The 20,945-nt window shown below is 63.5% G+C and carries 20 protein-coding genes; 15 read left to right on the top strand and 5 right to left on the bottom strand.

Going from position 1 to position 20,945, the window contains the following annotated elements; genetic code table 11:
• Window positions 1-125: 125 nt before the first annotated feature.
• The 9 genes from phoR to HQ843_RS06635 all read left to right on the top strand — a co-directional run bounded on the left by phoR (window position 126) and on the right by HQ843_RS06635 (window position 9,808).
• Window positions 126-1,361 carry a phosphate regulon sensor histidine kinase PhoR gene (gene phoR, locus HQ843_RS06675; RefSeq protein WP_180902298.1) on the top strand — a complete coding sequence of 412 codons (1,236 nt, stop codon included), beginning with the start codon at window positions 126-128 and terminating at the stop codon, window positions 1,359-1,361.
• A gap of 127 nt (window positions 1,362-1,488) precedes the next feature.
• On the top strand, window positions 1,489-2,532 hold the full coding sequence (locus tag HQ843_RS06670; RefSeq protein WP_180899250.1) for a substrate-binding domain-containing protein: 1,044 nt from the start codon (window positions 1,489-1,491) through the stop codon (window positions 2,530-2,532).
• A gap of 70 nt (window positions 2,533-2,602) precedes the next feature.
• A complete protein-coding gene (pstC, locus tag HQ843_RS06665) occupies window positions 2,603-4,084 on the top strand; it encodes a phosphate ABC transporter permease subunit PstC (protein ID WP_180899251.1) in 1,482 nt (493 codons plus the stop codon).
• Complete coding sequence (gene pstA, locus HQ843_RS06660; protein WP_180899252.1) at window positions 4,081-5,409, top strand: phosphate ABC transporter permease PstA; 1,329 nt, start codon at window positions 4,081-4,083, stop codon at window positions 5,407-5,409. Before pstC ends, pstA begins: the two co-directional genes overlap by 4 nt.
• 9 nt (window positions 5,410-5,418) lie before the next feature.
• Window positions 5,419-6,222 (top strand): phosphate ABC transporter ATP-binding protein PstB, encoded by an 804-nt coding sequence (gene pstB / locus HQ843_RS06655; RefSeq protein WP_180899253.1) that lies wholly within the window; start codon window positions 5,419-5,421, stop codon window positions 6,220-6,222.
• Between the two features lie 114 nt (window positions 6,223-6,336).
• Window positions 6,337-7,056: a phosphate signaling complex protein PhoU gene (gene phoU, locus HQ843_RS06650; protein ID WP_180899254.1), complete on the top strand. Its 720-nt coding sequence runs from the start codon at window positions 6,337-6,339 to the stop codon at window positions 7,054-7,056.
• 22 nt (window positions 7,057-7,078) lie between these two features.
• Window positions 7,079-7,762, top strand: a complete 684-nt coding sequence (gene phoB / locus HQ843_RS06645; protein WP_180899255.1) for a phosphate regulon transcriptional regulator PhoB — start codon at window positions 7,079-7,081, stop codon at window positions 7,760-7,762.
• Between the two features lie 384 nt (window positions 7,763-8,146).
• On the top strand, window positions 8,147-8,842 hold the full coding sequence (locus tag HQ843_RS06640) for an orotate phosphoribosyltransferase (RefSeq protein WP_180899256.1): 696 nt from the start codon (window positions 8,147-8,149) through the stop codon (window positions 8,840-8,842).
• Window positions 8,843-8,881: 39 nt separating this feature from the next.
• Complete coding sequence (locus HQ843_RS06635; RefSeq protein ID WP_180899257.1) at window positions 8,882-9,808, top strand: carbohydrate kinase family protein; 927 nt, start codon at window positions 8,882-8,884, stop codon at window positions 9,806-9,808.
• 36 nt (window positions 9,809-9,844) lie between these two features.
• Here the strand turns inward: HQ843_RS06635 and HQ843_RS06630 are convergent, their stop codons facing one another.
• On the bottom strand, window positions 9,845-11,902 hold the full coding sequence (locus tag HQ843_RS06630) for a M3 family metallopeptidase (protein WP_180899258.1): 2,058 nt from the start codon (window positions 11,900-11,902) through the stop codon (window positions 9,845-9,847).
• Window positions 11,903-12,037: 135 nt separating this feature from the next.
• Here HQ843_RS06630 and HQ843_RS06625 point away from each other — a divergent pair, with 135 nt between their 5' ends.
• Both HQ843_RS06625 and HQ843_RS06620 read left to right on the top strand, forming a co-directional pair.
• A complete protein-coding gene (locus HQ843_RS06625; RefSeq protein WP_180899259.1) occupies window positions 12,038-12,475 on the top strand; it encodes a MarR family winged helix-turn-helix transcriptional regulator in 438 nt (145 codons plus the stop codon).
• Window positions 12,476-12,489: 14 nt separating this feature from the next.
• Window positions 12,490-13,776 (top strand): multidrug effflux MFS transporter, encoded by a 1,287-nt coding sequence (locus HQ843_RS06620; protein ID WP_180899260.1) that lies wholly within the window; start codon window positions 12,490-12,492, stop codon window positions 13,774-13,776.
• Between the two features lie 274 nt (window positions 13,777-14,050).
• On the opposite strand, the gene HQ843_RS06615 is transcribed toward HQ843_RS06620, so the two are convergent.
• Entirely contained in the window at window positions 14,051-15,271 is a 1,221-nt protein-coding gene (locus tag HQ843_RS06615; protein ID WP_180899261.1) for an argininosuccinate synthase, read from the bottom strand.
• 231 nt (window positions 15,272-15,502) lie between these two features.
• Between HQ843_RS06615 and HQ843_RS06610 the strand changes: the two genes are divergently transcribed.
• The 3 genes from HQ843_RS06610 to HQ843_RS06600 all read left to right on the top strand — a co-directional run bounded on the left by HQ843_RS06610 (window position 15,503) and on the right by HQ843_RS06600 (window position 17,454).
• Window positions 15,503-16,369: an SDR family NAD(P)-dependent oxidoreductase gene (locus HQ843_RS06610; RefSeq protein ID WP_180899262.1), complete on the top strand. Its 867-nt coding sequence runs from the start codon at window positions 15,503-15,505 to the stop codon at window positions 16,367-16,369.
• Window positions 16,359-16,703, top strand: coding sequence for a TfoX/Sxy family protein (locus tag HQ843_RS06605; protein WP_180899263.1), 345 nt, complete (start codon window positions 16,359-16,361; stop codon window positions 16,701-16,703). The genes HQ843_RS06610 and HQ843_RS06605 overlap by 11 nt, the downstream gene beginning before the upstream one ends.
• 121 nt (window positions 16,704-16,824) lie before the next feature.
• The gene (locus HQ843_RS06600) at window positions 16,825-17,454 is read left to right on the top strand and encodes a riboflavin synthase subunit alpha (protein ID WP_180899264.1); all 630 of its coding nucleotides are present in this window, start codon (window positions 16,825-16,827) and stop codon (window positions 17,452-17,454) included.
• Between the two features lie 24 nt (window positions 17,455-17,478).
• Here HQ843_RS06600 and HQ843_RS06595 read toward each other — a convergent pair whose 3' ends face one another.
• From HQ843_RS06595 to HQ843_RS06585, 3 genes are all read right to left on the bottom strand, one after another.
• Entirely contained in the window at window positions 17,479-17,988 is a 510-nt protein-coding gene (locus HQ843_RS06595) for a flavin reductase family protein (protein WP_180899265.1), read from the bottom strand.
• A gap of 113 nt (window positions 17,989-18,101) precedes the next feature.
• The gene (locus HQ843_RS06590; protein ID WP_180899266.1) at window positions 18,102-18,992 is read right to left on the bottom strand and encodes an aldo/keto reductase; all 891 of its coding nucleotides are present in this window, start codon (window positions 18,990-18,992) and stop codon (window positions 18,102-18,104) included.
• Complete coding sequence (locus tag HQ843_RS06585) at window positions 18,992-20,149, bottom strand: LLM class flavin-dependent oxidoreductase (RefSeq protein WP_180899267.1); 1,158 nt, start codon at window positions 20,147-20,149, stop codon at window positions 18,992-18,994. The genes HQ843_RS06590 and HQ843_RS06585 overlap by 1 nt, the downstream gene beginning before the upstream one ends.
• Before the next feature lie 75 nt (window positions 20,150-20,224).
• Here HQ843_RS06585 and HQ843_RS06580 point away from each other — a divergent pair, with 75 nt between their 5' ends.
• Window positions 20,225-20,938, top strand: coding sequence for a GntR family transcriptional regulator (locus HQ843_RS06580; RefSeq protein WP_180899268.1), 714 nt, complete (start codon window positions 20,225-20,227; stop codon window positions 20,936-20,938).
• Window positions 20,939-20,945 lie beyond the last annotated feature (7 nt).

Raw genomic sequence — 20,945 nt, 5'->3', positions numbered from 1 at the left:
CGTCATTTGCAGTCAGGCCCCGCCATCCGAGTCCACGCGATTATTTTCCCGTCCTGAATATTCCTGTTACAAAATGCGTATAGTAAGCGCAGTTCAGGAGATTTCGGGAGTATCAGGTGAACCGTGTGGAAGGCATTCTGAGCGGCATTGCGTCACGCACGGCCGCGGCACGGTTCGTGTTGATCGCGGCGACGGCGGTGGCGCTGCTTGCGCTCTATGATGGCGCGCTGCCGGCCTTCGCGGTCGTCTTCGCCTGGGCCATCATCTGCATCGCCGCCATTGCCGGCATCCGTCCCCGGACGGAGACGGCGGAGGAGACTGTTCCGGATAGTGCGGAGACCGCCCTCGCTCTTGATTTCGGCGATCTTCCCCGCCTTCTCGAGGAGATCGACCTTGCGATCTATCTTCTGGGGCCCGACGGCACGGTGCTGTTCCAGAACCGCTCGGCAAGCGACACGTTCGGAAAATTCCCGCTCGGCTCCCATATCTCGGCGCGCATGCGCGCGCCGGGCGTGCTCGACATCATCCGCGATACGCTGGCCAACGGCCGATCCAACCAGATCGAATATTCCGAGCGCCTGCCCTCCGAACGCGTCTATCTGGTGCGCAGCGCCCCGGTTTCCGATGCCGAAAACCCGATTTTCATGCTGGTGCTGCGCGATGTCTCCGAGGCCCGGCGGATCGATCGGATGCGCTCGGATTTCGTTGCCAATGCCAGCCACGAATTGCGCACCCCGCTTGCCTCGCTGCGCGGTTATATCGAGACGCTTCAGGGACCCGCAAAGCACGATGTGAAGGCGCAGGAGCGGTTTCTGCCGATCATGCTCGATCAGGCAACCCGTATGAGCCGGCTGGTCGACGATCTGATGAGCCTGTCGCGGCTGGAGGCCAAGGCGCATCTGCCGCCGGACCAGACGGTCACGCTCAACGCCCTGCTCGGCCATGTCCGCGACAGCCTGCTGCCGCTGGCCGAGGATCTGGAGGTTTCGATCCATCTGTTCATGCCCGAGGAACCGGTGACGGTGAACGGCGACAAGGACGAACTGGTGGAAGTGTTCGAAAACCTGATCGAAAACGCCTGCAAATACGGCTCCGAGGGCGGCAAGGTCGAGGTCTATCTCAAACCGCTGTCGCCCTCCGGCGCTGAAGTTTCGGTGGTCGATCACGGCCCCGGCATCCCCTCCGAACACGTGCCGCGACTCACCGAACGCTTCTACCGCGTCTCGGTCGCCGACAGCCGTTCCAAGAAAGGCACCGGCCTTGGCCTGGCAATCGTCAAGCATATCCTGACCCGCCATCGCGCCCGGCTTACGGTCAAATCCGAAGTCGGCCAGGGCACGACTTTCACCGTCCGGTTCTGATCGCTCGTCCGATATGAAAATATTATTATTTTCATAGAGATAGACTGTCATAAAACTGAAATAAAAATGACATAAAACGGGGCAGCCCGGAGAGGGCGCCGCAAAGCCGCAAGAGGCGAACCCAGCCATGACGTCATTCATCCTGCCGATCGTCACGCTCGCCGCAGCGCTTGCCTTTTCCGCGCCGGCGCTCGCGCGCAGCCAGATCCAGATCGCGGGCTCCTCCACCGTGCTGCCCTATGCCAAGATCGTGGCCGAGACCTTCGGCGAGATCTTTCCCGACTACCGGACGCCGATCGTGGAATCGGGCGGCTCGTCGGCGGGGCTCAAGGAATTCTGCAAGGGCGTCGGACCGCGCACCATCGATATCGCCAATTCCTCGCGGCCGATCCGGCCGGGCGAACGCGAAAACTGCGCGAAGAATGGCGTCACCGGCATTGCCGAGATCGTGTTCGGCTACGACGGCATCGTGTTTGCGACCGATGCCGCAATGGAGCAGATGGCGCTGACGCCGCTCGACCTCTATCACGCGCTCGCCGCCGAACTGGTGATCGACGGCAAGCTGGTGGAAAACCCCTATACCCGCTGGGCGCAAGTCAATCCGGCGCTCCCCGACAGCGAGATCACCGCCTATATTCCCGGCGAAAAGCACGGCACCCGCGAAGTGTTCGAGGAAAAGGTGCTGGCGGTCGGTTGCGAGGAGGCGGGCGCGGTCGAATTTCTCACGGGGGAATTCGGGGAGAAGCAGGGCGAGAGCAAGTGCATCGCCGTGCGCAAGGATGGCCGCGCGCCCGGTATCGACGGCGATTATACCGAGACGCTGGCGCGGGTCGCCGCCAACCGCTCCGCGCTCGGCGTCTTCGGCCTCTCCTTCTATGACAACAACGCCGACAAGCTGAACGTGGCGACCATCGACGGCGTCACGCCGACGCTCGCAACCGTCGGCTCCGGCGAATACCCGGTGTCGCGACCGCTCTATTTCTACGTCAAGCTGGCCCATGTCGGCGCGATTGCGGGGTTGCAGGAATATGTCGACTTCTTCCTGTCCGACGATATGGCCGGGCCTTACGGGCCGCTCGCCGAATACGGCCTGGTGCCGGCCTCAAAGGCCGAAAGGGCGGCAACCGAGGCCGCTTTCGAAAAGGGCGTGATGCTACAGCAGACGCAGTAACGCCCGATGTGAATGACAAGTCCCGCCGGTGGCGGGAAAAAAGGGGCCGCACGCCCCGGATGGTCCGGATATGCATGTGTTTTTGATCATACTGGCGCTTATCGTGCTGTTTGGCGCAGGCGGCTTCTTCGCGGCCCGCGCCAAAGCCTATGCGCTGGCGGATGCCGGGCGGATCAATTCCCGGCCCAGCCATCACGCATCTTTCGTGACGATCGCAACCGTTATTCCCGCGATGCTGCTGACGGCGGTGTGGATGGTGGCGAGCCCGCTTCTGATCGGCGGGGAAATCCGTGAGGGTTTTCCCGAAAGCGTGAAGCAACAGCCGGCCTCGGCCCAGAGCCTGACCTTCAACACCGTCACCTCGGTGGCCTACGGCCTGCGCCAGCTTCCAGACAGCGCGCGCGAACGCGTGGCCGAGGATTCCAGCCAGCTTCGCGCCGTGCTCGCCAGAAGCGGCATCCCGCTGGCCTCCAGTCCGCAGCCCTTCGTGCTGGCATCGGCCGAGCGGATGAACACGCTTTCGGCGAAAAGCAGCTATGCGATGGCGGCCGCCGTGCTGGCGGTGGCGCTGGTTTCGCTGGCGCTTGCCTTTCGCGCGGTCAGACCGCAATTTCACGCCCGCAACCGCGTCGAGCAGGTGGTGCTGGCGGCCCTGCTGCTGGCCTCCACCATCGCGATCCTGACGACCGTCGGCATCGTGCTGTCGATGCTGTCGGAATCGCTGCGCTTCTTTGCGCAGGTTCCGCCGATGGATTTCTTCTTCGGCACGGTCTGGGACCCGCGCTTCGCCGCCGCCGGCGAGAGCGGCTCACCCGGTCAGTTCGGCCTGATCCCGCTTCTGGCCGGCACGATCTACATTTCGGTGGTGGCGATGGCGGTTGCCGTGCCGGTCGGGCTCTATGCCGCGATCTACATGTCGGAATATGCAAGCGGACGCCTGCGCGCGATCGCCAAGCCGCTTCTGGAAGTGCTGGCGGGCATTCCGACCATCGTCTACGGCTTCTTCGCGCTGGTGACGGTCGGCCCGCTGCTGCGTGACCTGTCCGTCGAGCTAAACGGGCTTTTCACCGGCGATTACCGCAATTTCATCGAGGCGCAGTCGGTGCTGACGGCGGGCCTGGTGATGGGCATCATGCTGATCCCGTTCGTCTCCTCGCTGTCGGACGACATCATCAACGCGGTGCCCGACAGCCTGCGCAAGGGCTCGCTCGGGCTCGGGGCCACGCAATCGGAAACCATCAAGCGCGTGGTGCTGCCGGCAGCCCTTCCCGGCATTGTCGGCGCGCTGCTGCTGACCGCCTCGCGCGCGATCGGCGAGACCATGATCGTGGTGCTGGCCGCAGGCGTCGCCGCCAATCTGCAGATCAATCCGTTCGAGCCGATGACGACGGTGACGGTCAAGATCGTCAACCAGCTCACCGGCGACCTCGAATTCAATACGCCCCAGACGCTGGTGGCTTTCGCGCTCGGACTGACCCTGTTCGTGATCACGCTCTGCCTCAATGTCTACGCGCTCTATGTCGTGCGCAAATATCGGGAGCAGTACGCATGAGCGAGACATTCACCAATCCGAACGAGGCGGAGGATTTCCGCCGCAACGTGACCGAGACCCGCCGCAAGGGGTTGAAACGCCGCCACCGCGCGGAAAAGCGTTTTCGGGTGTTCGGCTTCCTCGCGATCGCCGCCGGCCTGTTTTTCCTGGCAGCACTGCTGTTTTCGGTCGCCGGCAAGGGCTTCACCGCGTTCCAGCAGACCACGATCACGCTGCCGATCACGTTTAGCGAAGCAGTCGTCGACCCCGACGGCCTGCGCGATGAAAATCCGCGGCTGCTGCTCATCGCAAACTATCCGGTTCTGGTCGGGGACGCGCTGGCGAAAACGCTCGGTCTCGACCCCGCCAATGACGCCGAAATGCGCGCGGCGATGCGGCTTGTCTCGCGCTCGGCCCGCGTCGACCTGCGTGACGTGGTGATGGACGACCCGTCGGTGATCGGCAAGACCGTCGACGTGAAGCTGCTTGCCGCCGCCGATATCGATTCCGCCAACAAGGGCCAGATCGACCTGTCGATGCCGGAAGCCAGCCGTCGCGTCTCCGACCAGCAGGCCGCATGGATGGCGGAGTTGAAGGCCGAGGGCCGGCTGCACAAAAGCTTCAACACCGGCTTCTTCACCCATGGCGCCTCCTCGCGTCCGGAATCGGCGGGCATCGGCGTCGCCTTCGTCGGCACGCTCTACATGATGGGCATCGTGCTGGTGTTGTCGCTGCCGCTCGGCGTGGCATCCGCGATCTATCTCGAGGAATTCGCGCCGAAGAACCGGTTCACCGATGTCATCGAGGTCAATATCAACAATCTCGCCGCCGTGCCGTCGATCGTCTTCGGACTTCTGGGCGTGGCGCTGTTCATCGGCTTCCTCGGCCTGCCGCGCTCGGCGGCCCTCGTCGGCGGCCTTGTGCTGACGCTGATGACGCTGCCGACGATCATTATCGCCACCCGCGCCGCACTCAAGGCGGTGCCGCCCTCGATCCGCTCGGCAGCGCTCGGCGTCGGCGCCTCGAAGATGCAGGCGGTGTTCCACCACGTGCTGCCGCTCGCTATGCCCGGCATCCTGACCGGCACGATCATCGGCCTTGCCCGCGCGCTCGGCGAGACAGCGCCCTTGCTGCTGATCGGCATGGTCGCCTTCGTCGCGGATTATCCGGCAAGCCCGCTCGATCCCTCGACCGCGCTGCCGGTGCAGATCTACATGTGGGCGGGCGAGGCCGAGCGCGCCTTCGTCGAGCGCACCTCGGCGGCGATCATCGTGCTGCTGGTGTTCCTGATCCTGATGAATTTGACCGCGGTCATTCTCCGCCGCCGCTTCGAGCGGCGCTGGTAGGAGGCGGAGATGAACCTTGATGCGAAAAAGACAATGGGCCCAAATATGAACGAACAAACCTACAAGATGGCCGGCAAGGATGTCTCCGTCTATTACGGCCAGAAGCGGGCGCTGTTCGACGTCAACCTCAATATCCGCCAGAATGCCGTGACCGCGCTGATCGGCCCGTCGGGCTGCGGCAAGTCGACCTTTCTGCGCACGCTGAACCGCATGAACGACACGATCGACAATTGCCGGGTGACCGGCGCGATCACGCTCGACGGCGAGGATATCTATACTTCCGGCATCGACGTGGTGGAGTTGCGCGCCCGCGTCGGCATGGTGTTCCAGAACCCGAACCCGTTTCCGAAATCGATCTACGAGAATGTCGCCTACGGCCCGCGCATTCACGGCCTTGCCCGCCACCGCGCCGATTTCGACCGGATCGTGGAAACCAGCCTGCAGAAGGCCGGCCTGTTCAACGAGGTCAAGGACCGCCTGCAGGAGCCCGGCACCAGCCTTTCGGGCGGCCAGCAGCAGCGGCTCTGTATCGCGCGCGCGATCGCCGTCAGCCCCGAGGTGATCCTGATGGACGAGCCGTGCTCGGCGCTCGACCCGATCGCGACCGCCCGCGTGGAAGAACTGATCAGCGAGCTGAAACAGAACTACACCATCGTGATGGTGACCCATTCGATGCAGCAGGCCGCCCGCGTTTCAGAGCGCACGGCCATGTTCCATCTCGGCTACATGGTCGAGGAGGACGACACCGACACGATTTTCACCAATCCCACCGACAGCCGCACCCAGGATTATATCATGGGCCGGTTCGGTTAGAGCGCGTCCAGGAAAAGTGGACACCGGTTTTCCGTCCGGACGCGCGGTAAAACAAGAGGTTAGAGCGTGTTCGCGATTCAACGAAACGCGGACAGGCTCTCAGGAGAAACAGAGATGGCACACTCGCATATCATATCGGCGTTCGACGACGAGCTGAAATACCTCCAGCGCCGGATTTCCGAAATGGGCGGCATGGCGGAGGAAATGGTCTCGCAATCCGTCGTGGCGCTGGTCAACACCGATACCGAGCTCGCCGAAAAGGTGATTGCCGAGGATCTGGCGCTTGACGAGGCCGAACGCGAGGTCGGCGAAAAGGCGATCGTCACCATCGCCAGACGCCAGCCGGTGGCAACGGACCTGCGCGAAATCATGGGCGCGATCCGGATCGCAGCCGATCTCGAGCGCGTCGGCGACATGGCCAAGAACACCGCCAAGCGGGTGATCTCGGTGCAGGGCACCGGCGTGCCGCGCAAGCTCGCCCACGGCATCGAGCACCTGTCGGAACTGGCGCTGTTGCAGCTCAAGGAAGTGCTCGACGCCTACACCTCGCGCCAGGCCGACAAGGCCAATTCGATCCGCGAGCGCGACGAGGAGATCGACGCGATCTACACCTCGCTGTTCCGCGAGCTTTTGACCTACATGATGGAAGATCCGCGCAACATCACCACCTGCACGCATCTTCTGTTCTGCGCCAAGAATATCGAGCGCATCGGCGACCATGCGACCAACATCGCCGAGATGATCTACTACATCGCCACCGGCTCGCAGCCGCAGGGAGAACGCCCGAAGGACGACATGTCGCCCTCGGTCGGCTCCGGCGAGAGCAAGTCCTGAAACCATTTGACAGAGGCACGAGATGGTTCCGAAGATCGCAGTTGTCGAAGATGAAGAAGCGCTGAGCGTCCTGCTGCGCTACAACCTCGAATCCGAAGGCTACGAGGTCGAGACGATCTCGCGCGGCGACGAGGCCGAGATCAGGCTGCAGGAGCGGGTGCCGGACCTTCTGCTGCTCGACTGGATGCTGCCCGGCGTTTCCGGCATCGAGCTTTGCCGGCGCCTGCGCATGCGGCCCGAGACCGAGCGGTTGCCGATCATCATGCTGACGGCGCGCGGCGAGGAGAGCGAGCGGGTGCGCGGCCTTGCGATCGGCGCCGACGACTATGTCGTCAAGCCGTTCTCGACCCCGGAGCTGATGGCCCGGGTCAGGGCGATCCTGCGCCGGGCCCGGCCGGAAGTGCTGTCCAGCGTGCTCAAATGCGGCGATATCGAGCTGGACCGCGAGACCCACCGCGTCCACCGCAAGGCCAAGGAAGTGCGGCTCGGGCCGACCGAGTTCCGGCTTCTGGAATTCCTGATGACCTCGCCGGGCCGGGTATTTTCCCGCTCCCAGCTTCTCGACGGCGTCTGGGGCCACGACATCTATGTCGACGAGCGCACCGTCGACGTCCATGTCGGCCGTCTCAGAAAGGCGCTCAACTTCTCGCAGATGCCGGACGTGATCCGCACCGTGCGCGGCGCGGGCTATTCGATGGAAGTGTGAGGGGCCTCTCAGTCGTCCCCTTCTCCCCTTGGGGAGAAGGTGGCCGTAGGCCGGATGAGGGCAAGCTGCATCACCGTGGTTGAAACGCTCGCGGCACTGGTTTTCACCCCCTGTCCGGCCACGGAAAGTTGCAAGACCCTCCCCTCACCGGGCGCATTCGCGCCACCCTCTCCCCTGCGGGGCGAGGGGGTGGAAGACTGCGATGCCGATGCGCTTCATCGGCGCCTCGCCTTCGGAAATTCCGTTAATACCGCCCACCGTCATTGCGATACCTCATCGTTTCTTTATCCTCAGACCACCAAAGCACTGTCCTTTCCTGCACCAGCGATTGATTTTTCCCTCCGAACAGGGCACGGACAGAACCGTCAGACGAAAGGGATGATGATGACGAGCGCGAGTTTTACCGAGCCGGTGGTGATGGCCGATCTGATGGCCCGCATGCTGTGGGAGATCGAGGCGGTGCATTTTTCCCCCGATGAGCCCTACAAGCTTTCCTCCGGTCTGGTGAGCCCGGTCTATATCGACTGCCGTCGGCTGATTTCCTTTCCCCGAATCCGCTCCACCCTGATGGATTTCGCCGCCGCAAAGATCATGAGCGAGGCCGGCTTCGAACAGTTCGACTGCGTGGCCGGCGGCGAGACCGCGGGCATTCCCTTTGCCGCCTTCCTCGCCGACCGTCTCGACCTGCCGATGATCTATTGCCGCAAGAAGCCGAAGGGCTACGGCAAGAACGCCCAGATCGAGGGCCATATGAACGAGGGCGCGAGGGTGCTGGTGATCGAGGACCTGACCACGGCGGGCGGCTCGATGTTCAACTTCATCAATGCGATCCGCGATGCCGGCGGTATCGTGAAGCATGGCATGGCACTGTTCTACTACGATATTTTCACCGAAGCCGGGAAACGATTCGAGAGTGGCGGCGTTGACCTCCATTACATCGCGACCTGGCGGAACGTGCTGGCGGTGGCGCGCGAGAAAAAGCGGTTCGATGCGAAAACGCTCGATTCCGTCGCCGATTTCCTCGATCGGCCGATGGCCTGGTCAAAGGCGCGCGGCGGCGTTGACGTGTTGCCCGTCTGACCCGGCCCGGACGCGAAAAGAACAAATTGGGAGAAGACCATGATCCTGTGCTGCGGCGAAGCCCTTATCGACATGCTGCCCCGTGAGACCACCGGCGGCGAGCCGGCGTTCTCGCCCTATGCCGGCGGCGCGGTCTGCAACACGGCGGTGGCCCTTGCCCGGCTCGGCCGGCCGACCGGCTTCTTCTCCGGCCTTTCATCGGACCTGATGGGCGATATCATTCGTGACAAGCTCGACGCCTCGAAGGTCGACCATTCCTATGTCGCAACCTCCGACCGGCCGACCACGCTCGCCTTCGTCAAGCTGGTGAACGGCTCGGCAAGCTACGCCTTCTACGACGAGAACACCGCCGGCCGGATGATCACCGAGGACGACCTGCCGGTGATCGGCGATGATTGCAGCGCGATGCATTTCGGCGCGATCAGCCTGATCCCGGAGCCCTGCGGGTCGACCTATGAGGCGCTGCTGATGCGCGAGGCGGAAAAGCGCGTAATCTCGCTCGACCCGAATATCCGCCCAAGCTTCATCACCGACGCCGAAAAGCATCGCGCCCGGATCGAGCGGATGGCGGCGAAATCCGACATTCTGAAATTCTCCGACGAGGACCTCGACTGGTTCGGACTGGACGGCTCGCTCGACGACAAGGCGCGCCGCTGGATCGCGGCCGGCGCCAGTCTTGTCGTCATCACCCGCGGCAGTGACAGCGCGATCGGTTACACGGCCACGGAAAAGGTCGAAGTCCCCAGCGAAAAGGTCGAGGTGGTCGACACCGTCGGCGCCGGCGACACTTTCGACGCCGGCATCCTCGCCTCGCTCGATCTCGCCGGCCTCCTGACCAAGGACAAGGTGAAGTCGCTTTCAGCCGACGCCATCCGCGATGCGCTGGCGCTCGGCGCAAAAGCCGCCGCCGTCACCGTATCCCGCGCCGGCGCCAACCCGCCCTTCGCGCACGAAATCGGGCTGTGAGCCGGCGCGCGGGTCACGCCTGACCCGTGCCTAGACCTACACCAGCCCCCTGCCCTTCAGCATTGCCGCCGGGCCCGGCATGCGGCCGCGAAACGCCTGATAGGCCGCCTCGGGGGCAACCGAGCCGCCCTTTGTCAGGATTTCCGTCTTGAGCCGGCTGGCGGTCGTCTGATCGAAGACATCGCCCGCTTCCACGAAGGCCTCGAAGGCGTCGGCGTCGAGCACTTCGGACCACATGTAGGAATAATATCCTGCGGAATAGCCATCGCCCGAGAAGATATGCAGGAAATGCGGGATCGCATGGCGCATCGCGATCGCCTTCGGCATCCCGATCGCATTGAGCACGCCGTCCTGAAACGCCACCGGATCGGCCGGCGGGTGTTCCGCGGTATGAAGACGCATGTCGACGATCGCGCAGGCGGTATATTCGACGGTGGCATGGGCCTGACCGAAGGTCGCGGCGGCAAACACCTTTTCCATCAGCGCATCCGGCATCGCCTCGCCGGTTTCCGCGTGCAGCGCATAGGTCTTCAGCACTTCGGGCGTGGTCAGCCAGTGTTCATTGAGCTGGGAGGGCAGTTCCACGAAATCGCGATCGACGCCGGTGCCCGAGACCGAGGGATAGGTGACATCCGACAGCATGCCGTGCAGCGCATGACCGAATTCGTGGAACAGCGTGCGGGCGTCGTCCAGCGACAGCAGTGCGGGCTTTCCGGCGCCGGGCTTGGCGAAATTGCAGACATTGATCACGATCGGCATCTCGCCCTCATCACCGTTCGGCAGCGTCAGTCGGTGCTGGCTCTGCAGCGCGTTCATCCAGGCGCCGGACCGCTTCGAGGTGCGGTTGAAATAATCGCCGAGGAACAGTGCGATCACGTCATCGTCGGCGTTTCGGATTTCATAGACCCGCACATCGGGGTGATAGGCCGTCACATCCGGCCTGGCCACGGCGTGGATGCCGAACAGCCGCTCGGCCACCGAAAAGCAGGCCTCGATGACCTTTTCAAGCTGGAGATAGGGTTTCACCTCGCTCTCCGAAAAAGCGAATTTGCGGGCCTTCAGCTTCTCGGCATAATAGCGCCAGTCCCAGGCCTCGATCTCGCCATTATAGCCGTCTTCGGCGGCCAGTTCCCGCAATTCCGCCTCGTCGGCGGCGGCAGCCTTCACGGCCTTTTCCCAGACATCCATCAACAGCATGTCGACGGCATTCGCCGTCTTGGCCATGGTGTTGTCGAGCTTCAGCGCGGCGAAATTCTCGTAGCCGAGGAGTGCGGCCTTTTCAGCGCGCAACGCCAGCGTTTCCTTCATGATTTCGCGATTGTCATGCTCGCCGCCGGAAAGGCCGCGCGCGGTCCAGGCGCGGAACGCCTTTTCGCGCAGGTCGCGCCGGGCAGACAGCGTCAGGAACGGCTCCACGATCGAGCGCGACAGGGTGACGGCATATTCGCCGTCTCGGCCGCGCCCGGTGGCGGCCCCCGCCATCGCGTCGACCAGAAAGTCGGGAAGGCCCGCAAGTTCGTCAGGCTCGCTCAGGAACAGCGCCCAGCCGCTTTCGTCGGCAAGCACGTTCTGGCCGAAGGCGGCGCCAAGCTCCGCAAGCCTGCGGTTAACGGCGGCAAGCCGCTCCTGCTCTGCGCCCTCAAGCTTCGCGCCGGAGCGGACGAAGCCCTTCCAGTGGCGCTCCAGCACGCGCAGCTGCTCGCCGGTCAGTCCCAGCGCATCGCGCCCCTGCCAGAGCGTGTCGATGCGCTGAAACAACGCCTTGTTGGCGCCGATCGCGGAGTAATGGCCGGAGAGTTTCGGCACGACCTCGCGCTCGATCTTCTGGATTTCCGGATTGGTATCGGCCCCGGCCCTGGTGAAGAACACCGCGCTGACGCGCGACAGCGCATCGCCTGAAACCTCGAGCGCCTCCACCGTGTTGACGAAATCGGGGGCATCCGGGTTGGTCGCGATCGCGTCGATCTCGCGATCATGGTCGGCCATCGCCCAGTCAAAGGCAGCGGTGAAATCGCCCTCTGCGATGCGGTCGAATTCGGGCAGGCCCGAAAATCCTTGCCAGCGGATGAGGGCGCTGTTGATCTCGTCGGTCATGTCGCATCGGTCCTTTCATGCTGCCGGCTGGCTTCTCATGTGTGTGCGGCAGACGCGGCTTCAAGGCAAGAGGGTTGATTGAGTCCTGAAATAATAGTAAGCAAAGCTTATTAATTACCGGCGACGGGAAACGCAATGACGCAAGCTTCGGTCGACAGGCTTGGCTTCCTGCTGAGCGATGTCGCGCGGCTGTTTCGCGCGGCCTTCGAACGCGAGATCGCAAAAAGCGGCCTTGGCATCACGCCGGGCGAGGCGCGCGCGCTGGCCCGCATTGCCGCGATCAACGGCGTACGCCAGAGCGAGATCGCGGTGGCGCTCGGCATCGAGCCGATGACGCTGTCGCGCTATGTCGACGGGCTGGAAAAGGCCGGGCTGATCAAACGCAAGACCGACCCGAAGGACGGGCGCGCCAAATGCGTGACCACCACGGAAAAGGCCGGCGACGTGCTGGCGGTCATCCGCGCGCACGCCGACGATCTGGTCTTGCGCCTGCAGGCGGGCCTTGACGAAAGTGACAAGCAGGCACTCACCAGGGCGCTGAGAACCATGCGCGACAATTTCGCGCAGCTTTGAAAGATGATCACGCGATGAGCAAGGCTCCCGCAACGCGACCGCTGATGAGTGAGGGCCGCACAAGCTTTTTAGGCGCGGCGCTCTCCATGCTCGGGCCGATCTCGCTGTCGCTCTACACCCCGGCCATGCCGGCGCTGACGGAGGCCTTTGCCACCACAGAGGCGGCGATCAAGCTTTCGCTCTCGCTCTATTTCGGCGGCTTCGCCTTCGCCATGCTCGCCACCGGTCCGATGGCGGATGCGTTCGGGCGGCGGCGCACGGTCGTGGGGTTCCTGGCGCTCTATCTGATCGGCAGCATCATGGCCACCTTCGCCGTCGGCGTGCCGATGCTGCTGGCCGGGCGGCTGGTGCAGGGCATCGGCGCATCGGTCGGGATGACCGTCGGACGCGCGATCGTGCGCGACCAGTTCACCGGCGAACCGGCGGCGCGGATCCTCAACATGCTCGGCATCATGCTCGCCGTCGGACCGGCGATCGCGCCGACATTCGGCGGCATCATCCTGTACCTGATCGGCTGGAAGGCAATCTTCGTCACCATGATCGGCTTCGGCCTGACGCTCGGCGCGCTGGTGCTGCTGCTGATGGCGGAGACCGGCCAGCCCGATCGCGCCAAGGCCCGGCCGCTGCCGCTTCTGAAGGCCTATGGCCGGCTGTTGCGCAACCAGCATTTCATGGCCTCCTCGCTGATCATCGCCGCTTCCACCGGCTCGCTTTACGCGCTGGCCTCGATCCTACCCTTCGTGATGATCAATCTTGCGGGTCTGTCGCCCTCGCAATTCGGCCTCGGCATGCTGATGCAGACCGGCTGCTATTTCTCCGGCTCGGTGATCTTCCGTATCGCGCTTCGCTGGTTTACCTCGCGCGCCATGGTCGGCTTCGGCCTGGTGTTCGTCGGCATCGGCGCGGTTGCGCTTGCGATTTCGACCGAGGTTCTGCCGATCTCCTATCTTTCGGTGATGCTGCCGGTCGGCTGTTTTGCCTTCGGCATCGCCTTCCTGATGCCCTATATCACCAATGCCGCGCTGCTGCCGTTTCCCGATATCGCCGGCTCCGCCTCGGCGATGATGGGCTTCATGCAGATGGGCTCCGGCCTCGTCACCGGCATGATCGCCGCCGCCCTCGGCTCCCCGGTGCTGGCAATGCAGATCATGGTGCCGGCGATGGGCGCGATCGCGGTGATCTGCTATCTCTGGCTGCGGCTGGTCGAGGGGAGAGGCCCCGACGCGGAGGAACCCGCAGAACAGCAGACTTCCGGAGACGACTGGAGCGAAAAACCCCGGTCGATCGCGGCGATGAAATAGCAAAGCCGGAGCCTTTCAGCCCCGGCCCAGACTGCTGAAAAAGTCCTTTTCAAGCTCCTCCGTCATGCCGGGCTCGACCCGGCATCCAGGGCCGCTTGTGGTGGATTTCAAGAAAGAGTCTTTGCGCGCAAGGACTTGCGCTTGCTGGATCCCGGATCAAGTCCGGGATGACGGCGGAGAGGGAGGCGACTCCGTACTCACTTACGGGGTTTGTCAGCAGTCTGAGCCGGAGCCTTTCGGCCCCGGCCTTTAATTTTCTACGGTGGCTTGAAGCTCAGCTCCGGTCGCGCTTGGCGAGTGTGCGAAGCCGCAGCGCGTTGAGCTTGATGAAGCCGGCGGCGTCCTTCTGGTCGTAGGCGCCGTGGTCGTCCTCGAAGGTGACGAGGGCTTCGGAATAGAGCGATTTCGGGCTGTCGCGGCCGATGACCATGACATTGCCCTTGTAGAGCTTCAGCGTCACCTCGCCCTCGACATGCTCCTGGCTCCGGTCGATCGCGGCCTGCAGCATGTAGCGCTCGGGCGAGAACCAGAAGCCGTAATAGATCAGTTCCGCATAGCGCGGCATCAGCTCGTCCTTGAGGTGGGCCGCGCCCCGGTCGAGCGTGATGGATTCGATCGCACGATGGGCGGTCAGAAGAATGGTGCCGCCGGGGGTCTCGTAGACGCCGCGCGACTTCATGCCGACGAAGCGGTTTTCCACGAGGTCAAGCCGGCCGATGCCGTTGTCGCGGCCGTAATCGTTGAGCTTTGCCAGAAGCGTCGCCGGGCTCAGCCGCTCGCCATTGATCGAAACGGCGTCGCCCTTTTCGAAACCGACCTTGATGACGGTCGCCTTGTCGGGCGCGGCCTCCGGCGAAAGCGTGCGCATATGGACATATTCCGGCGCCTCGATGGCCGGATCTTCCAGCACGCGGCCTTCGGATGACGAATGCAGCAAATTGGCGTCGACCGAGAACGGGGCCTCGCCGCGCTTGTTCTTGGCGATCGGGATCTGGTGCTTCTCGGCGAATTCCAGAAGGTCGGTCCGGCTCTTGAACGTCCAGTCGCGCCAAGGCGCGATGATCTTGATGTCGGGGTTCAGCGCATAGGCCGACATTTCGAAGCGGACCTGGTCATTGCCCTTGCCTGTCGCGCCATGGGCGATCGCGTCGGCGCCGGTCTTTTCGGCGATCTCGATCAGGTGCTTGGAAATCAGCGGCCGGGCGATCGATGTGCCGAGCAGGTAGACGCCCTCATAGACGGCATTGGCGCGGAACATCGGGAAGACGAAATCGCGCACGAATTCCTCGCGCACATCCTCGATGAAGATTTCCTTCACGCCCGCCTGTTCGGCCTTCAGGCGCGCCGGTTCCAGCTCCTCGCCCTGGCCGAGGTCGGCGGTGAAGGTGACGACTTCAGCACCGAATTCGGTCTGGAGCCATTTCAGGATGATCGAGGTGTCGAGGCCGCCGGAATAGGCGAGCACGACCTTCTTGACGTCTTTGTGCGTTGCCATTTGAGTTCAGGTCCATGTGGTGTTCTGGTGGTGTCTTGAATGTGCCAGCCGTTTTAGCGGCTTTGCGCCGTCACGCAAGGAAAACCCGTGATAAGGCGATAAAACGCCGCACGCTCTCGCCAAATTGCGGATTGACACGCCGTTTCATCTGCCAAAAAGTCGTCGGCAAGGCAAACCGCGCGCCCGATCGCCCCCGGCGATCCGGGAGAAAGCGGAAAACGGGAGGAAATCATGAGCCAGCACCCTGCACTGCAAGCGGGCAATTCCGCCGTCATCACCGGCGGCGCATCCGGCATCGGGCTTGCCGCCGCGAAGGCGTTCATCGATCTCGGCATGAATGTGATGATCGCCGACCTGAAGGGCGAGAAGCTGAAAGCGGCGGGCCGGGAGCTGGCCGAGCTTGCCGACAACAAGGGCGTCAAGGCGCTCGCACACGCGACCGACGTCTCCGACCTGTCGGAACTGGAGGAGCTTGAACGCGCCGCCAACCGCGCGTTCGGCAATATCCACGTGCTGATGAACAATGCCGGGATCCAGCCCGGCACCGGCATTTTCGGCAAGCAGATGCCCTGGGACCGGATCATCGCCGTCAACCTCACCGGCGTCATCAGCGGCACCCGCATCTTCGCGCCTGAAATGCGCGCCCATGGCGAGCCGGCGCTGATCATCAATACCGGCTCGAAACAGGGCATCACCACGCCGCCCGGCAACCCGGCCTATAATGTCGCAAAAGCCGGCGTGAAGGCGTTCACCGAGGCGCTGCAGCATGAATTGCGCAATATCGAGGGCTGCAGGCTCGAAGCCCATCTACTGATCCCGGGCTTCGTGTTCACGCCGCTGACCGCCAATGGCCGCGCCGACAAACCCAAGGGCGCATGGACCCCGAAGCAGACCGTGGAGTTCATGCTGAAAAGCCTGGAAAACGGCGATTTCTATATCCTGTGCCCGGACGGCGAGGTCGACCGCGTCACCGACGAGAAGCGGATGATGTGGGCGATCGGCGACATCGTCGAGAACCGCCCGCCGCTGTCGCGCTGGCATCCCGACTACGGCGATGCGTTCAAGGCCTATCTGAACGGCGACGGCGATGGCCATTGACGAGGAACTGAGCGCGCGGGTCCGCGACCGTCTCGCCGGCCTTGAAGGGCTCGGCGAGAAAAAGATGTTCGGCGGGCTCTGCTTTCTGGTGAACGGCCACATGGTGGTGGCCGTCAGCCGGCGCAAATCCGGCGAGGGCAATTATCTGTTCCGCGTCGGCAAGGAAAACGCCGATGCCGCGGCAAAACTCGGCCAATCGGAACCGATGGTGCATGGCGGGCGAAAGATGAGCGGGTTCTACCATGTCGACGCCGATGACTGCCCGGACGCGACCTTCAACGAATGGCTGTCGATCGCCGTCGAAAACGCCTATTCCCTGCCGCCCAAGGCATAAACGCAGTGTCTTCGGCAGCGCTCTTGTTTTCGAAGCGCGCGCCGCTCATATTGCCGTCGATCCTTTCAACTGAAGACGCGACCGTTGCAGCCAGACGGAAGACGCGCGACGGGAGAATTCCATGTATACCGGCATCGTCCAGGCCGTCCGGCCGCTCGCCGACATCGCCGCCTATAACGGCGGCAAGACATTCACGGTCTCCTTCACCGACGACCTGCTGGACGGGTTGAAGCTCGGCGCAAGCGTGAATATCGAGGGCGTGTGCCTGTCGGTCACAGGGATTTCCGGAAACAATGTCACCTTCGATGCGATGAACGCCACGCTGGAGCGCACCAATCTGGAGCGATTTTCGGCAGGCGACGGCGTCAATCTCGAGCGCTCGGCGAAGATGACCGACGAGAATGGCGGCCATGTGATCGCCGGCCATGTGGCAACGACCGCGGTGGTGGAGGAAATCAGCACCGCCGAGGAAAAGGCCTTCATCCGCTTCCGTGTTCCAGAGGACTGGGCGAAATATATTTTCGCGCGCGGCTTTCTGGCGGTCAACGGCTGCAGCCTGACGGTGGCCGAGGTCGACGACAACCTGTTCACCATCAACCTGATCCCGGAAACGCTGCGCCAGACGACGTTCGCCCATTACAAGCCCGGCGACCGGCTGAACATCGAGGTCGATCACCAGACCATGGTTCTGGTCGACGTCATCGAGCGCACCGTTTCGCGGGTCCTGCCGGGACTTGTCGCCGGCCGCTGACGCGGTCGGGCGCGATCCGGTATTTCAGCCGCAACGGGCAAACCGCCCGAAGGCGCCGCGTGAGAAGATCAGCGGCTCGCCTTCGCCATGGGCGGCGCGCAGCACCCGGCCGAGGACGATGGTATGATCGCCGGCGTCATGGGCCTCGGCGCGGGCGCATTCGAACCGCGCGAGCGTTCCCTCCAGCACCGGCACGCCTTCGTCGTTCAGGTGATGGGAGAGCCCGGCAAAGCCCGGCCCGCCGCCCGTGAAGCGGGCGGAAAGATCGTGCTGGTCGGCCTTCAGCACATGGATCGCGAAATGGCCCGCGCCGGCGAACAGATCGTGGCGGCGCGAGGTCTTGGCCGGCGACCACAGCACCAGCGGCGGATCGAGCGAGACCGAGGCGAAACTGTTGACGGTCATGCCCTGCGGCCCGGCATCCCCCCGCAGCGTCACAACCGTAACGCCGGTGGAGAACGCGCCGAGCGCATGGCGATAGCGGCGGCTATCGGCCGGATCGGGCACGAATACAGTGTCTTTTGCAATCGCCATCTGGTGCAATGTCACGCTCCATATTGCGGCTCCGCCTTTCACGGCCCCGCCCTGTTGATTTGTTCTGCCGCATTTCGCGGACGTCAGGCGTAGCCGCCTGACTGCGAAATGCTCTATGGAACCCCGTAACCGCGCGCGGTTTCAAACAGGGCGAACCAGTCCTGACGGTCGAGTTCGACCTTGCCGGCGTCGGCAATCGCGGAAATCCGGTCGAGATTATTGGTGCCGAGCACCGGCAGGATATTGGCCGGATGCGCCAGCAGCCAGGCGATCGCGACCGCCGAGCCATCGACCCCGAAACGCGCGCCGATCGTCTCGAGCGCCGCCATCAGCGGCTTGCCGGCTTCGGAAAACAGACGGCCGCCGCCGAGCGGCGACCACGCCATGACCGGCAGTTTGCGCTCCTGCAGGAAGGCGAGATCGCCATTGGTGAAGGGTTCGGTCGCAAGCAGGCCGAGCTCGATCTGGTTGGTGGCGAGCCAGGTTTCCATGCTGGATTGCAGCAGGGTGAAATCATGCGGGCGGAAATTGGAGACGCCGGCGGCAACGATCTTGCCCTCGGCCACCAGATCGTCCAGCACCCGGCCGGTTTCCTCCGGATCGATCATCGGATCGGGACGGTGGATCAACAGCAGGTCGACATGATCCGTCGCCATGTCCCTCAGCGATGCCTCGAGCGAGGCGCGGATATGCTTTGCCGAGGTATCGTAATGCTTGACCCGCGCGCCCGAATGCCGGCCCATGGGCGCGACGATGCCGCATTTGGTGACGATCTCGATCCTGTCGCGCAGGCCGGGTGACGCCTTCAGCGCGGCCCCGAGCACGGATTCGGCGGTGTAGCCGCCATAGATATCGGCATTGTCCATGGTGGTGATGCCCTGCGCCAGGCAGGCTTCGATCTTGGCCTGCACGGTCTTCGGCGTCGCATCACCCTCGGCGATGCGCCACATGCCGTAGACCAGACGGCTGAAACTCAAATCCTTCGCGATATCGACCCGTTGCATCAATGCCTCTCTCCAACGCCGAGCGGCGTTGCCGGTGTGGTTTGTGGTACCCGGCCATATACATGCGGCAGCGAACAGGTCTCAAGCTCCGGCATCACTTTCGCGCCGAAATGATCGGCCTCGTCGAGATGCGGATAGCCGGAGAGAATGAAGGCGCGAATGCCCATCTCGCGATATTCGGCAAGCTTGGACAGCACCTGATCGGCGGAGCCGACAAGGGCTGCCCCACAGCCCGAACGGGCGCGGCCGATGCCGGTCCACAGATTGGGCTCGACATAGCCGAACCGGTCGGCGAGTTCGCGCGCGCGGGCCTGATGGGAAACGCCGAGCGAGGCGGCGTCATGGGCGCGGTTGCGGATCAGCCGGCCATATTCGTCGTCGAGGATGGAGACCAGATGATCGGCGTAGTCGCGCGCCTCGTTCTCGGTGTCGCGTACGATCACATGGACGCGCAGGCCGTAATCGAGCGTGCGGCCATGGGCGGCGGCGCGTTCATGGACCGCCTTCATCCGCTCGGCGAGCTGGTCCTTGGTCTCCGGCCACATCAGATAGACGTCGCATTGCGCGCCGCAAAGCTCCAGCGCATCCGGCGAATAGCCGCCGAAATAAAGCAGCGGACCGCCATTCTGCTGGTAGGGCCGCGCCGGCTCCGTCGGCACATTGCGGAACCGGTAGATTTCGCCGTCGTAATTGATCTCGTCGCGGGTCCAGGCCTGGCGCAGGATTTCCACCACCTCATGGCTGCGGCGGTAGCGATAGGCGCTGTCGGCCTCCTCGCCCGGAAAATTGGAGGAGATCACGTTCAGCGTCAGCCGGCCCTTCAGCATATGATCGAGCGTCGCCACCGTGCGCGCCAGCATGATCGGCTGCATCTCGCCGCAGCGGATCGCTGCCAGAAAATTGATTTTTTCCGTAATCGGCGCGCAACCGGCAACGAAGCTCAGCGTATCCTGTCCGACCTGATAGGAAGACGGGCACAGGATATTGCGGAAGCCATGGCCCTCCGCCTTCCTTACGATGTCGGAGCAATGCTCGAACGACGAGCGCAGGCTGCCGTCCGGAACGCCGAGATAGGCATAATCATCCGAACACAGCGCGGAAAACCACGAAACTTCGGCGGCGCTCAGATCGGCGGATGTGACGGGCACGACGGTCATGTGTTTCTCCCACTTTTCACTTGCGTAACATCAAATTTTAGGTAAATCAATAGTGTATCAATTTTGAGGTGACCGATGATTTCCGAGGCCCGGCACGATGGCAGCCTGCCGATCTATCTCCAGATCGTGGAACTGATCGTGCGCGATCTGGCGGCCGGAAGGCTGGTCGACGGCGAGAAGCTCGCGCCCGAGCGCAAGCTCGCCGCCGAGCTCGATGTCGCGGTCGGAACGCTGCGCAAGGCGCTCACCGAGCTGGAGACGCGCGGCCTTCTGGAACGCCGCCAGGGCTCGGGCAATTACGTGCGCGCGATCGCCGATCCGGCGAGCGTCTACACCATGTTCCGGCTGGAACTGATCGAGGGCGGCGGCCTGCCGACGGCCAGGGCGCTTTCCGTGGACCTTTTGGCAAAGCCGGATGGCCTGCCGGATTTCGGCGCCGCCGGAATGGCCTATCGCATCCGCCGGCAACGCTTCGTCGGCAAGAAGTTCGCGGCACTCGAGGAAATCTGGCTCGACGCGGCCTATGCCGGGACGATCACGATGCAGGACCTGTCGGAAAGCCTCTATCTCTATTACCGCACCCGCCTGAACCTTTGGATCACCCGGGCCGAGGACCGGGTCGGGCTCGGCACGGTCCCGGACTGGGCGCCGGACGCGTTCGGTCTTTCCCCCGGCGCGCCGGTTCCCGAGGTGCAGCGGATTTCGACCGCCCAGGACGGCGAAAAGGCGGAATTTTCATACACATGGTTTGATCCGGCAATGGTGCGTTACGTCGCGCGGCTCAAATAGGAGGTCA

The organism is Martelella sp. NC20 (genome assembly GCF_013459645.1).
GTDB lineage: Bacteria > Pseudomonadota > Alphaproteobacteria > Rhizobiales > Rhizobiaceae > Martelella.
This window is presented reverse-complemented; position numbering and strand designations above follow the sequence as displayed.

What these genes read in the sequence shown, in the direction of transcription:
- HQ843_RS06670 (WP_180899250.1), top strand. Translation starts at nt 1,489, where the DNA reads ATGACGTCATTCATCCTGCCGATCGTCACGCTCGCCGCAGCGCTTGCC.
- pstC (WP_180899251.1), top strand. Translation starts at nt 2,603, where the DNA reads ATGCATGTGTTTTTGATCATACTGGCGCTTATCGTGCTGTTTGGCGCA.
- pstA (WP_180899252.1), top strand. Translation starts at nt 4,081, where the DNA reads ATGAGCGAGACATTCACCAATCCGAACGAGGCGGAGGATTTCCGCCGC.
- pstB (WP_180899253.1), top strand. Translation starts at nt 5,419, where the DNA reads ATGAACCTTGATGCGAAAAAGACAATGGGCCCAAATATGAACGAACAA.
- phoU (WP_180899254.1), top strand. Translation starts at nt 6,337, where the DNA reads ATGGCACACTCGCATATCATATCGGCGTTCGACGACGAGCTGAAATAC.
- phoB (WP_180899255.1), top strand. Translation starts at nt 7,079, where the DNA reads ATGGTTCCGAAGATCGCAGTTGTCGAAGATGAAGAAGCGCTGAGCGTC.
- HQ843_RS06640 (WP_180899256.1), top strand. Translation starts at nt 8,147, where the DNA reads ATGACGAGCGCGAGTTTTACCGAGCCGGTGGTGATGGCCGATCTGATG.
- HQ843_RS06635 (WP_180899257.1), top strand. Translation starts at nt 8,882, where the DNA reads ATGATCCTGTGCTGCGGCGAAGCCCTTATCGACATGCTGCCCCGTGAG.
- HQ843_RS06630 (WP_180899258.1), bottom strand. Translation starts at nt 11,902, where the DNA reads ATGACCGACGAGATCAACAGCGCCCTCATCCGCTGGCAAGGATTTTCG.
- HQ843_RS06625 (WP_180899259.1), top strand. Translation starts at nt 12,038, where the DNA reads ATGACGCAAGCTTCGGTCGACAGGCTTGGCTTCCTGCTGAGCGATGTC.
- HQ843_RS06620 (WP_180899260.1), top strand. Translation starts at nt 12,490, where the DNA reads ATGAGCAAGGCTCCCGCAACGCGACCGCTGATGAGTGAGGGCCGCACA.
- HQ843_RS06615 (WP_180899261.1), bottom strand. Translation starts at nt 15,271, where the DNA reads ATGGCAACGCACAAAGACGTCAAGAAGGTCGTGCTCGCCTATTCCGGC.
- HQ843_RS06610 (WP_180899262.1), top strand. Translation starts at nt 15,503, where the DNA reads ATGAGCCAGCACCCTGCACTGCAAGCGGGCAATTCCGCCGTCATCACC.
- HQ843_RS06605 (WP_180899263.1), top strand. Translation starts at nt 16,359, where the DNA reads ATGGCCATTGACGAGGAACTGAGCGCGCGGGTCCGCGACCGTCTCGCC.
- HQ843_RS06600 (WP_180899264.1), top strand. Translation starts at nt 16,825, where the DNA reads ATGTATACCGGCATCGTCCAGGCCGTCCGGCCGCTCGCCGACATCGCC.
- HQ843_RS06595 (WP_180899265.1), bottom strand. Translation starts at nt 17,988, where the DNA reads ATGGCGATTGCAAAAGACACTGTATTCGTGCCCGATCCGGCCGATAGC.
- HQ843_RS06590 (WP_180899266.1), bottom strand. Translation starts at nt 18,992, where the DNA reads ATGCAACGGGTCGATATCGCGAAGGATTTGAGTTTCAGCCGTCTGGTC.
- HQ843_RS06585 (WP_180899267.1), bottom strand. Translation starts at nt 20,149, where the DNA reads ATGACCGTCGTGCCCGTCACATCCGCCGATCTGAGCGCCGCCGAAGTT.
- HQ843_RS06580 (WP_180899268.1), top strand. Translation starts at nt 20,225, where the DNA reads ATGATTTCCGAGGCCCGGCACGATGGCAGCCTGCCGATCTATCTCCAG.